The organism is Microbulbifer sp. ABH2_005, assembly GCF_056160005.1.
This window is the reverse complement of sequence record NZ_JBSWWI010000001.1, coordinates 1,299,246-1,314,093: the sequence shown is the minus strand read 5'-3', so window position 1 is coordinate 1,314,093 and position 14,848 is coordinate 1,299,246. Positions and strand designations below refer to the sequence as shown.

2 protein-coding genes are annotated in these 14,848 nt (G+C 39.4%); both read right to left on the bottom strand.

The genetic code is table 11. The annotated features are described in order from the left end of the window. Position 1 precedes the first annotated feature (1 nt). The gene (locus ACXAFI_RS05880) at positions 2-3,391 is read right to left on the bottom strand and encodes a non-ribosomal peptide synthetase (RefSeq protein ID WP_475108043.1); all 3,390 of its coding nucleotides are present in this window, start codon (positions 3,389-3,391) and stop codon (positions 2-4) included. Continuing rightward, complete coding sequence (locus tag ACXAFI_RS05875) at positions 3,388-14,322, bottom strand: amino acid adenylation domain-containing protein (RefSeq protein ID WP_475108042.1); 10,935 nt, start codon at positions 14,320-14,322, stop codon at positions 3,388-3,390. Before ACXAFI_RS05875 ends, ACXAFI_RS05880 begins: the two co-directional genes overlap by 4 nt. Positions 14,323-14,848: the final 526 nt, after the last annotated feature.

Here is a 14,848-nt window from a genome sequence, read left to right as displayed (position 1 = left end):
TTTAAAACTCCAACTCATCCAGTGACTCATCCGGTAACGCTGATAATTCAGCCGAGAGTTCCTCTTGAGAAACAATTTGCTTAATCAGTTGAGCAAGCGATCGTAATTCACTTCGCTCAAATATATTTTTAATTTGCAGTTCAACATTAAATAATCTTTTTATTTCAGAAATTAATCTCATTGCCAATAAGCTTTGGCCACCCAAATCAAAAAAGTGTGAGTTAGCGCCTATCTTGCTTAAATCCACCCTCAATAATTCCGACCATATTTCAGCCAAAGAACATTCGAGATCATCTATCAGAGGTTCTAGGCTAACTTGCTCGACTCCAAAGTCAGGTAGAGATTCCGTGTCGATTTTTCCATTTTTGGTAAGTGGGAGGTCTTTCAAGAAGATGTATGTACTTGGCAACATATATCGAGGAAGAATTTGTGAAGCTCTGGACTTCAATTGCTCTAAAGTGATTGTTTCATCCGCAACAACATAAGCACCTATTCTTTTATCTTTATTAGCCTCATCAATTATTTGACTATAACAAGATCGTATACCAGCGAGACCTGCAATAGCCTCTTCAATCTCACCCAAATCAACTCTAAACCCATGCACCTTCAACTGACGATCATAACGACCAAGGAAGATAAGGTTTCCATCATTTTGATAACGTACTAGATCACCCGTTCGATACAACAATTTATTGAGCCACGGGGACTTGACAAAAACTTCAGTAGTTTTTAAGGGCTGGTTATAATAGCCTGGTGAAATACTCGGTCCAGACAAGCACAGCTCACCAACACAACCAGGCAGCACGGGCTTCAGTCCTTCATCAAGGATATAAGTGCTTATATGTGGCAGAGGTTTACCGATTGGAATTCCTAATGGAAACTTTTGGTCTTCGGGTATCTCATAGGATGTTGCAACCACTGTACATTCGGTTGGACCATAAGTATTTATGATTTTTACCTGTCCTTTAAAATACTGATTCCATCGATTGAGGGCTGGCAAAGACATTGCCTCACCACCCAGTACAATAGTTTTTAGCTCTGGCAAACTTGGGATATCATCATTGCCTATTTCTCGAACTAGATAATGCCAATAGGCAGTTGGCAGGCTAACAAAAGATATTTCTTTTCTTTGTAAATACTCCCAAAAATACACCCCGCCAGAAAGTATCTCTTCATCTCTCAGAACCAGGCAATTTCCACCTGATAAAGCTAGGCAAAATTCTTCAACGAAGATATCAAAAGAGGGAGATGAGAACTGGAGAACTCTTTCATTCTTACCGAGACTATAGCTTTTTCGTGCCGAATCAAGATAGCTTGACAGATTTCCTTGTGTAGTCATAACTCCTTTGGGTTTACCTGAAGAACCAGAGGTATAACAAATATAGGCTAAGGATTCAGGCTCAGCCCTGGAGTCAGGGCTAAAGTTCTTTTGCTGACTATTAATAATGTCAGCGGTCTTCATGCCATCAATAGATAGTATAGATAAATCTGGAAATCTGCCTTTATATTCGTTAAGAGTAAGTACTTTACTTAAATTTGCATCAGAAGAAATCGCCTTAATCCGTTCTAGTGGGTATTCACTGTCAATTGGCAGGTATGTTGCTCCTATTTTCCAAAGAGCCAATATAGCAATAACTAGCTCCTGAGATCTTGGCAGACATATGCCAACAACATCTCCTGCAACTACCCTATTAGTTGTTAAAAAGTTAGCAAACTGATTAGCTTTGTTATCGAGCTCTTGATAGGTCAACACAAAATCATCAGCGCCCATTAACGCTAGTTTATTTGGTTCTGAGTATACACACTGGTGAAATTGCTCAATTACACTCTTCAGAGACTTGGATTTTTTTTCTTTTGAACCCCAATATTCCAAACAAGAAAGGTCATCCTCTGAAATGGTGTTCAAATCCATTAAGGACATATTTGGGGAATCTATAAAGGACTGTATAAGATGAGAAAAACGTTTTGAAAAACCAACTATTGTAGACTTATCAAAGATATCTTTATTATACTCCCATCCAAGCATTAACCCATCATCGACTTCAATTATACTCAAAGTGATATCAAGCTTGCTTAGTGGAAGTTCAGGATTTATATATTTAGATTCCAAATTGGGAGCAGAAAAACAACCATTATCATTGCTCTGCAGAATTAGCATAACCTGGAATAGTGCAGAATAACTCATATCGTTATCGACACCTAAAGATGATATCAACTTCTCAATCGGAACTTGCTGATGAGAGAATGCATCCAGCACTAACTCTCTACTTTGCTCTAAAATATCAATAAAACTTAGAGTACTATTGATACGTGAACGAAGAATTAAAGTGTTCAAGAAATACCCAATAAGTGGGTTTAGATCATCTTTCTCCCTACCCGCAGTTGGCGTCCCTATCACTACATCATTTTGATTACCGTGGAGATGTATTAAAATTGCAAAAAGAGCATGTAGCCCCATAAATAAAGTGGCATTATTTTCACGGCAGGTTTGAACAAATAACGATTTTAATTCGGCACTTATTTGACTGCGATATACTCCTCCATGATATGACTGTATTGCTGGCCTTGACCTATCGAGTGGAAGGTTATGTATCTCCGGTATACCCTCCAATTGCTCTATCCAATAACTTACCTGGCTAAGATATTCAGGGCTCTCAATTTGTTTTTTTTGCCAGTGGGCATAATCTGAATACTGTATGCGTAATGGAGGAAGCTCCACTCTATCTCCAGATAAATACGCATTATAATAGTGGTTTAATTCATTTAGCATCACTCCCATCGACCAGCCATCACTGACTATATGATGCATGCTATAAATTAAAATATGCTTCTTCTCAGAAATCTTAATAAGCTTTACGCGCAGCATTTGATCTGCTTCCAGGTCAAATGCTATTTTGCATTCAAGTTTAAATATGGAATCAAGCTTGGAATCTAGTGTTCCATCAGATATCCCGCTTAAGTCAACTTCGTTTATTTTAAAGGAATCCGAGCGCTTAACCACCTGATAAAAGAAGTCGTCTTCATTAAAAAAGTTTGTATGTAGTGAACCATGTCGCTCATAAATCTTCTGAAAAGACCACTTTATTGCGTCCTTTATCAGCTCACCTTGGATCTCTTGGGCACCAATCATATTGAACAGAGATAGCTCGGGCTGCATTTTATCGATAATAATCAGTCGCTGCTGTTGAAGAGTCACAGGTGCAAGCTGATTATTACTAGTTATACCCAACCTAATGTAGTGAGCAATTATCTCTTCTTTTGTTTCTTTGAGTTTAAACTTTATTTCCGAAGTAATTTCATCCTTGTTACCCCGAACCCGAAGCTGCCCATCATCCAAGCTTATAATAATTCTTTGTTCTTTTAACTGAATCAGAAAATTAAACAGGCTCACAACTCAAACTCCTCTATTCTCTCTGCAGATTCCACTTCTATCGACGAAAGATTTTGTATTCTTTTAACATCGGAAAGCTTTGTAGATTTATCACTTTGTATACTTTCAATATATGCAGATAAGTTTGACAAACTACTTAACTCAAATACCTTCTTCAGGGAAATAGTAATGGAGAAAACCCTCTCAATAGAATTCACTAATTTTATTGCCAAAATCGAGTGTCCCCCCAGTGCAAAGAAGCTATCATTTACACCTATATCATCGAGTTTCAGCCGTAGCAGTTGTGCCCAAATTTTTGCCAGTTCAATTTCTATGTTTGTAGCAGGCGCTATATATTCTGCCGCATCTATAATCGATGGTATTGGCAGAGCATTTTTGTCTAGTTTGCCATTTATAGTTAAAGGTAACTTCCCTATAACTGAATAGGCAGCAGGCAACATATATGAAGGTAATTTTGAGGCTAATTCAGATTGAATGATACGAATATATTCATCATTATCGAACTCGCTATTTAAGCAAATATATGCAACAAGTTGGCCAGGAAATTCATCCCTAGTGACTACAGCTGCTGCTTCAATTTCATGCATGCCCAATAATATGGATTCGATTTCACCTAGTTCTATTCGAAACCCTCGCAATTTAACTTGCTCATCAATACGACCTAGGAATTCGAGCTTACCATCAGCAAGTTGGCGTACCATATCACCAGTTCGATAGAGTTTTTCGCCAGTACAAATTGGATTATCTATAAATCGCAATGCATTTTGCTCGGGGCAACCGTGATAGCCTCTAGCCAATCCTAACCCGCCGATATAAAGCTCACCAACGGCTCCCGGTGGCACAGATCGCTGCATATCATCAAGTACATAACAATAGGTGTTAGCTATAGGTCTTCCAATAGTTAGCTTATTTTCTGTTCCGGTATACCGCTCTCTGACAGCCGTTACTGTACATTCAGTGGGGCCATACAAATTGAAGAATTTACGTCCCTGAGACCAATATTGTACAGTTTTAAGTGGACAAACCTCACCTCCAACACCAATCATCTTTAACGATGGGAGTTGCTGCTCTTCCTCAGCGGCAAGAACTGCTGCCGGAAGGATAGCGTGAGTGAGCTCATGCTTCTTAATAAATGTAGTGACACTTGAGTGAGTATCAGCCAGATAGATAGCTGCTCCAGAATTTAATCCACTAAACAGTACGCTAGTTGCAGGATCAAAATTGAACGACATGCAATGCAAGATTCGATCTCCAGCACCTAACTCATAATCAAGTATTTCAAATTCATTTACATTCAATAAACTACGGTGTTCAACCATTACTCCTTTAGGAGTACCAGTCGAGCCGGAGGTGTAGATCAAATAAGCTAAGTGGTGGCTATTATATAAACTCAGTGGCTCTTCGTTAGGAAATTCTGATAAGGTGTGTTCATCCAGCCAGATTATGCTGGTCAAGCTGCCTTTTAGCACCTCCTTACTATGACTCTCACCCAATATTAATTTAACACCACTGTCTTCGAGCATGAATGCTAATCGAGTATTAGGATATGCAGGATCTAGCGGCACATACGCACCTCCTGCCTTCAGAGTAGCAAGTAATGCGATAATTAAACTGGGGCCTCTTTCAAGACACAGCCCCACCCTATCCTCTGGACCTATGCCTTTTTTACGCAGTAAATGGGCTAACTTATTAGACTGGGTATTCAATTCTCCGTAACTGATTGACTGACCTTCCCATATAAGCGCTGGTAAATCCGGTTGTCGTTTAGCTATTTTCTCAAACTTGCTTTGAACTGGTCCTTCAGGTAACGACATTTCATTACCCTTCAAGATATTTTCCGCCGCTGAATCAATAAGCGGTAGATCTATAAGTCGACTGTTCTTGTGTGTAGGAAGACTAACTAACAGCCTTAAAAGCTGTTTAGCTAATTGCAGAATATGATCTTCCTTAAATAGTGCACTGTTATAGATAAGTTCGAATTCAATTCCGGATTTATTTTCACAAACATTTAGACAGAGCTCGAATTTTGCCTGTATCAGTCTGCGCTCTAACTCACAGACAGTTAAGCTAGGTAATTGAAGCGCAACTTTGTCTGTATTATCCATCGTGAACAAAATCTGAAACAATGGGCTATATTGTGTACTGCGCTCCGGGTTGAGACGCTCTACTAAGTGCTCAAATGGTATATCTTGGTTGTCCTGGGCTTCTAAATTTACTCGCTTAATCTGTTCTAAATAGCAAGGTAAATCTTGCTCTAGATCACAGTCAACACGCAAAACTAATGTATTAACAAAAAAGCCTATCATCCTTTCTAGATCTTTATTCCGACGCCCTGCTACAGGAGTACCAACAACAATATCTTGTTGATTGCTATGTCTAGCAACTATTAAAGAAAAGGCAGCGTGGATAATCATAAATAGAGTTACATCCTGCTCAAGAGCAAATGCCTTTAGCATCTCACTCTCAGCTTTCTTTAGACTCAGTGATGCCTTCGCACCTTTTTGCCCTATTTTACTGGGGCGAGGAAAGTCCAAAGGCAGGTTATGAACAGGAGGAAGATCTTTAAGCTGCTTATCCCAATACCCGAGCTGGCTAAGGAAATTTTCTTCAGAAGACTGCTGTAATTGCCAATGAGCGAAATCTTCATACTGAAATGATAAGGGAGATATGTAATTTTTTTTATTTAATAAAACTGACTCATATTGCAAGGAAAACTCTTCCAGCAAAATCCCAACAGACCAACCATCCGATGCAATATGATGCATACTTATGAATAGAATACCTTCACTATCTTTAATTCGGATAAAACCCGCTCGTAGCATTAAGTCAGATGACAAATTAAAGGGTTGAGTTTCTTCACTCTCCAAAAGACGTTCAATTTCGGAATTCTGTTTTTCCCCATTCACCCCCCTAATATCCATGCGTCGAAGGTGGAAAGATTCCGCCTCTTTTACATATGGTTCAACACCTTGGCCATTATCTATAAAGACGGTACGCAAGCTATGATGACGTGAAATAATACGGAAAAATGCTTCTTCGGCAGCTAATTCAGAAAAATTCCCCTGCACTAGAAAAGCACCTGACAAGTTATATTGACTGCTTTCCCCTTCTAAACTGTCTATAAACCACAAACGTTGCTGGGAAAAGGACAGTGTCTTACGACCTTCCGATAAAGAAATAATATTGTGGTGCGTTATTTTTCGCTTTGAAGAGCTAATTCGCTTAGCCTGTTCTGATAGCTCAGCATATTCAAATACCTCTCGTATTTCTAATTCAACATCAAATTCATTGCGCACAGCAGTTGCGAGACGTACTGATAGCAATGAGTGCCCTCCCAGGGCAAAGAAATGTGCATTGCGACCTATTTTGCTTATCGGTATTCGCAACAAGTCAGCCCAAATTTTCACAAGTCTAAGCTGAATATCTCCTTGAGGGGGTTTATAGTCTGATCCAGTTGGTGCGCGCTCTGGCTGAGGAAGTGATTTTCTATCCACCTTTCCATTGGCAGTCAGAGGGATTTGATCAAGCTCCATATAAAATGAAGGCTGCATGTACTCTGGTAACCTTTCTCTAAGATACTGCCTCACATCATCCAAAGAAGTTTCATTTTGTCCTTTGTCAAGACAAACATAAGCAACCAGGTATGTATCCTCCAAGTCATTTGAGCACATATTGACGACAGCCGATTTTACTTTTCCAAGTGTTAATATCTGCTGTTCTATTTCTCCTGGCTCTATACGAAACCCGCGAACTTTAACCTGATCATCAATCCGCCCGAGGTATTCAATTTCATCGCCAGCAATTCTTCGAGCCAAGTCGCCAGTTTTATAGAGCCGTATATCTGGAATAAGTGGATGCTTACAAAATCGCTCTGAAGTCAATACATCTCTGTTAAGGTATCCTCGCGATACTCCATTCCCCCCCACATACATTTCTCCTATTGCACCAGGAGGCAATACATTCATTGAACGATCAAAGATATACAGCCTTAAATCACTAATAGGTGACCCAATTAAACTACCTTGCGCACTTTGGATATCTTTAGTTCTTATTATCCGGCTAGTGACATGAACAGTCGTTTCAGTAATGCCATACATATTCACCAGCTGTGGAGAAGTATCGCCACGATGAGAAACCCACGGCTTTAAGGCCGCCAGATTTAATGCCTCGCCACCAAAAATGACAAAGCGAAGGAATAAGCGGCTTCTATGGGCCTCATCAATGTGCGCCAGTTGATAAAAGGATCCCGGAGTCTGGTTCAGAACAGTGACTTGCTCCTTAATGAGTAACCTGTAGAGATCATCATAAGAGCGAGATGTCTCTTGAGAAACAATGACTAACCGTCCCCCATGGCTTAGCGCTCCCCAAATTTCCCATACCGAAAAGTCAAATGCATAGGAGTGGCACATTGTCCAAACATCATTTGGGCAGAACTGAAACTGCTCATTTGTCGAATTAAATAATCGAACAACATTACCATGCTCAACTAAAACTCCCTTTGGTAAGCCTGTTGAACCTGACGTATAGATAACATAAGCAAGGGATTCCGGTTTCAACTCACTTGTATCAAGATTCTCTTTAGAGCAGTTGTGCAATTCTTCCTGAACTTTGCATGAATCGATCCTAATTATATCGAGATCAGCGTTTTCCTGAGCCAGGGGAACATCTTGATCCGAAATAATTATTTTAAGCCCGCTGTCTTTAATAATATGCTTGATACGAACATTAGGATAAGTAGGATCTATAGGTACGTAGGCGGCACTAGCTTTTAAGATAGCCAGTAAAGTCACAATCATATCGGTTGAACGCTCTAAGTAAACTCCAATCAATACTTCTGCGTTTGCCCCACGCTCTTTTAAGTAGCGGGCCAACTGATTAGCTCGTGTATTTAGCTCAAGGTAGGTAAGCTGATTTCCTCCACAAGTTAAAGCGATCTCATCTCTTCGAAATTCCACCTGCTTCTCAATTAGGTGATGGATGCAGTGTTGAGCTCGATATCCAAGAGGTATAGTAGTTTTACTAAATATAGATTTAAGTTGATCTTCTTTTGTTAGAAGAGTCAAAGAAGATAGTGTAATTTCAGAACCCTGGCACATCGTAATAAGCAGATTCTGATAATGCTCTAAGATACTTTTTGCTAGTTCATCATCAATTTTATCTTGGTGATATTTTAATCTAAACGTAACTTCATCACCCATTGTTACCACTAGCGCAAGTCCATAATTGGTTTCCTCGAAACTTTTTGCTTCGATTAATTGGATTTCTCTAGCGCTTTCACCTTTAAATAGACTAGATGTTATGGGGTAGTTTTCAACTACAACTATGCTATCAAATAGGGATTTTCCACTATTTAAATTTGCCGCTTGTAAAATTTCAGATAGGGAAAGGTAGCTATACTGTTCTCTTTTAATATGTGCGGATTGCAACTCTCTCAGCCATGTTCCCAACTTCTGATCGTCTTCTAACCCTACACGACTAGGTATAGTATTTAGCAAAGGACCTACAATGTTTTCCACACCTGTTAAATCCGCAGGCCGTCCAGATACCGTTACTCCAAAGATAACTTCCTCTTCATTACTATAGCGGCTCAGTAAAAGAGCCCAAGCTCCTTGAATAAGGGTGCTAAAGGTCACCCGACAACTTTTCGCTAACTGGGATAGGTTTTGCACCTTTGATTTTGTTAATACCGAGTTAATTTCAAGTTTTCTATTTTCGCTTCTTGAAGATTTTAGATTTGGCAATGCCGTTGATGAATTTATACCACCTAGCTCTTCCTTCCAGAAATGATTAGCAGATGCTTTGTCTTGGTAGGAAAGCCACTCTAGATAGACTTTATAGGTGCAAGAATTGCGATAAACTGAATCAATCTTCTCTGATAAATTCTGGTAATTTTCAACCAATCTATTGAGCATTAATGATGAAGACCATCCGTCACCGGTAGCATGGTGTTGCGTCCATAATAGCTGATATTGGTTCTTGCCTAAGCACCAAAAAGCAATGCGTATTAGAGGAGCGACATCAATATCAAAACCTATAGATTTATCGTGTTTTCTGAACTCTTCGAGAAGCCTATTTTGTGATTCACTATCTAAGCTTGAAAGATCCTCATACCTCCATGGCAAGATAGCCTCTGATTGGACCAGCTGGTATATCTCTCCATATTTATCTCTCATAAATTGTGTGCGAAGAATCCCTTCCTCATCAAGTAATTTCTGCCAAGCCTGCTGTATTTGAGTGGGATCTAAATTACCTTCCAACTTTAATATTTTCTGACTTACATATGCCTCATTCTCCAAATAGCCATGAAATAGTAAGCCGCTTTGTGTGCCCGTTGCAGGATATAGATCGTCGATGTTATTAGATATTTGCCAATAATCTAACTGGTCTTGACTCAACTTGGCTGGATAATTCCCTCTCCCAAGTAAAGGGAAGTCTGAAATCGTAAAATATCCACCGGCTTTCTTGCAACAGTGATCTGTCACTTCCTCTATAGATTTACATATAAGCGCACATAAACTATTTATACTTTCTAAATCGTATTTATCGCCTAAAAATCGAAGCTCAAAAGTTAGCTTTCCCTTATTGATAAGCGCATTAAGAATTAAAGCGTGGGACTGCGGGCGCAAAGGGCTTACCATATCTCCGGGACAATCTAACATCGAAAACACATGCTCGTTATTAACGACCTGATCAAACTGTCCTAGGTAATTAAACAATATTTCTGGTGTTGGTAAATTCTTAAGCTCTGGTATTTCACTCAAATACTTAAGCACGCCAAATCCAATTCCCTTTTCTGGTACCGATCTAGAAGACTCTTTTGCAGAGAATATGTGACTCTCAATACTTTCACCATCAAAATTAATGGCGAGGGGATACTCTACAGTGAACCAACCAATCGTACGCGAAAGATCCAAATCGCTATTTAAACCCTCTCTACCATGACCTTCCAACGTTAGCGTTAAAGATTCCCGACCATCCCATCTATTAAAAGCTCTAGATAGAGCTGCCAAAAGTAACTCATCTGTTTTGGTATGGTATGCCTTATTTGATTCACCTATAAATTTTTCAGTACACTCTTCACTAATACTGAATTTTTTTATAGAAAATTCTTTCAGCTGTACTAGTTCTCTGGGCGATAGTCCACTGGTTTGTTCCAGCCAATATTGAACTTCGCTTTTCAACTTTTCAGAAGATGCGTAACGATATAAATATTCGGACCACTTTTTATAAGATGCTGTTTTAGGAGGTAGATACAGCTCCAGACCCTGCCTAAATTGTCTGCTCAATTGCTCTATATCTCCCAGCAGAACCCGCCAAGACACACCATCAACCACACTGTGATGGGCAGTTAATAGCAATCGATTTAATCCAGTAGGCAGGATAAACAAAGCAGCCTTAAATAGCGGCCCGACAGTCAAATTAAAACTGCGCTGGTGCTTATTTACATGGTCTTCAATGTCGGGTTCTTCACATCTTATTACCTCAATGGATTCATATGCCAATTGTTCAGTATATGGTTTATATTTTGCTCGCCAAAGCTCTCCCTCTCGAGCAAATACGAGGCGCAAAGCATCATGACTGGCATAAAGTTTATCAACAACAAGATGTAACAAATCTATATCAAGCCACGTTGGAGAATCCAATAACAATGACTGGTTGTAGTGATTTAATTCTGTCGATATTTCGAAGAAACGATGATGGATCGGTAACAGCTTAACTGTTCCTACTTCTTCCTTTTGTAAGTCAACTACCTCTATTTGCTCTATTTTGTCAGCGATATCTCTCAAACTTGGAGTATCGAATATATCTTTAACTTTAAATACCATCCCGACTTCACGTGCGCGTGACACACACTGAATAGCTAAAATCGAGTCACCACCCAACTCAAAAAAATTGTCGTTGATGCCGATTTCTTTAACGCGAAGCCCGAACAATTCCGCCCAAATCTTGGAAAGCTTATATTCAGCATCAGACTTTTTAAGTTTTTCAGCAGAAGTATTTTCATAGCTTTCTGGATCTGGAAGATTTTTACGATCAATTTTTCCATTTGCCGTTAGAGGTAATTTTTCCATCACACAATATTGTGATGGCAGCATGTATTGGGGTAATAACTTCTTAAGAGAGCTATTTATTTCTTTAAGAAAATTGTCTTTTTGAGTGTTACTATTTAAAATTAGATATGCAACTAGTCGTGATCGACCATTATTTCCACAGTGTGTAACTACCGCAGCAATATCTACAGCTGGTAGATTGCTTAGGGCCTTCTCAATTTCCTCTAACTCAATACGATAACCCCGTATTTTTACCTGATTATCCTTCCTGCCAACAAAAATGATATTCCCATCTGGCAGGAACCGCGCTAAATCACCTGTTTTATACAGCTTTGAGTCCGCGTGGCCTGACAACATATCTGGCTTAAATTTTTCAGCCGTTAATTTCGCCTGGCGATGATATCCTCGCCCGACACCATCTCCACCAATATAGAGTTCTCCCACCTCGCCAGTTGGTATGTATTTACAATTATCATCCAATATATATGCAGTGCGATTTGGTAATGGACGACCTATTGGGATTTGATCTGCAACTTCCTCGCCACTTATTTGATAGGTAGTACATCCTATGGTCGTTTCTGTAGGACCGTAGTGATTAATGACATGGCATTTTTTTGTAAATACAAGCGATCGGATCTTATTGTACAGGCTTGGGGAAATGACCTCTCCACCCAAGAAAAGCCAAGAACAGTCAAATTTATCCTTTAGCATTAGAGGGGTAAATAAAGCATCAAAGTGGCTAGGCGTGATCTTTAATAGGTCAATCTTACTTTTTATTAAATATTCACTTAGTTCATCACTCTGCATTACAATGGTTTTATCTAAGATGTAGATACAACCACCATTAACGAGGGACAAATATAAGGATGTATTACCAAGGTCTGTCGCTATACTTGAGAGCACCGCGTATCGCAGCCCCTTGGGAAGTAAATATCGAGAGCGGACTGCACTCAGATAGCTAGCTAATTGCGCATGCTCAGTCAATACACCCTTGGGACGTCCTGTAGAACCGGAGGTATATATCATATATACCAGACTCTCCGGCTTCGCTTCACAAGTTATCTCTGTATCTTTATAAGATTTAAGTGCTTTCTCTACCTCTTGAGAATCAAGCACTAGTTGCTCTATTGCCTGGAATTTAAGTCTACTCGAAGTTTCCTGATCACATATTAGTAGTTTAATTTCGCTATCTTGGACGATAAACTCTACTCTATCCTCCGGAAAGTCCGGATCGATGGGGACATATGCTCCTCCAGCTTTGATCACTCCCAGTATTGCAACCAACATCTCAATTGAAGGAGATATGCAAATTCCCACAAAGAGTTCTGCACCTACTCCTAGATCCTGCAGCATGCGGGACAGCTGATTAGTTCTAGCTTCCAATTCGCCATAAGTTACACTAAGATCGCCACAAACCACTGCGAGGTCATCTTTATATTCGCCCGCGTGCTTAGAGAACTCTTCAACGATTGAAGTAAGTGGAGGGAGCGTAAAAGAATCTATTCCGCTATATTTATCTAAAAGCGAACGTTCAGCTGTTGAAATAAGATCTACTTCAGAAATCGACTTAGCTAGTAACTTAGGTACCTCCCCAGAGAGGCAAACCAACCTATCCAACAATTGTTTTGCGGCTTGATCGCCGTAAAAACCCAAATTATATTCCAACTGAAGCTCTAGCTCCTGCTCCCCCCCAAAGTCGATTAAATTTATACTCAATGGGATCTGTGAGTATCCGCTGGTACAATAATTTGTGTATGCCTCAATGCCATTAAAGCTGGAGTTATAATCAATTTTCAGGTAATTGAAGTTTATATCATGTATACGCGATCGCGTTTTTGCCGACAAATTGAGATCACGATTAAGGTGACTAATTGGGTATCTTTGGTGACGAAAATCTTGTCTCTGTATGGATGCGATTTCGGAGATAAGATTTTCTATGTTACTGAGAGGGTCAAAACATAGCTTTAGTGGGGTAGTACTTGCAAACATACCAACTATTTTTTTATATCTTGCATTACCTCTATTATGTACCGGCATCCCCAGTACAATTTCCTCTAATTGAAATACCCTAGAGAAATAAATATATACTGCTGCGATCACCAACTGCTGCGGCGCTACACTTAATTTTTTTGCTACGCGTAATAGAGATTTACAACTTTCCTCAGGAAATTTCTGTGAAATCTTATTACTTGGTACTACCGAGCTAGATTTATATTCACCCTCAACTCGTCTTGCTAACAATGGCTCAGGAATAGTGGTAAATTTTTTTAACCAGTAATTCTTGCTTTGTGAATACTTACTACTCGATTGATATGTTGTATCTTCAGCAACCGTGGGCAAAAATTGCTCAACATCTAACTGATAAGGCACTCTCGAGCTGTCAATTTTTGTCACACTATCTGAGTAAAGCCTTCCCAGCGCATGCAATATGTTACTTCCCCCCCAACCATCTAGAACTAAATGATGGCCAAACGTAATTAACCAGTGCTCCCTTTCACTTATTCGAATTATTTTCATTGCCACTAGGCAATCTTTCTCTATCGAAAATGGCGTTTCAAAAAGAGAGACTAAATATATATTTGCCGACTTCTCTGGATCATTATCACCTATAAAGTCAATCAGCTCTAAATCGCAAGCTTCTCTTTCGGTAATGAACTGGACAGGCTGCCCATCGTGGACTTTAAAGTTGATCGAAAAGACATCACATTCGCTGGAAACCTGTGAATATACAGTCTGGAGTAAGGGAACATCCAGCTGCCCTCTCAACACTGTATAGCCACATATATTGTATAGAGGGCAATCTGGAAACTGTTGTTGGTGATAAAATACATCTAGCTGAGATGTGCTTAGCGGATAAAATATTTCTGACTGGGTACCCAATGAACCTCTCCTTGTCTTTTGGCTAGCACTTCGACAACTCATTACCTTTCGCGAAGCGAATGTGCCAACCATATGACGAATTTTTAATTATTTAGCCTAAAAAATTCTTCATATTTGAATAGCTATTCGCAAAATTTGCAAGATAATTTCAAATTCTTCCTATAAACTTTTATAGGAATCTTCTTTTACAGCCTCTATACGAAGTTTAAAAATTAGCACCCTACATGCACCTAAAGATAAGCATCTGATCAACAGAAAGATCAAATAAGAAAAACCTATTAATCAGTGAAAACTTCTTCTCGGATAAAATAGTTGAAGGTGCTTTTCTTTTTTTTCTAGAATTTATTTATCAAGCCAGGTATGGCCACTGAGGTCCACAAGGAGGTCATAGAATGTCACAAATGGATATTATTGAAGTTTACCTGAGCAATATTATAGGAACGACTGAACCAAGTAGTGCACAAACTAAAAGTGAATAGACGGCGCAAATGAAGAAGTTTTACACTTCAACAACCAACTGACCCGC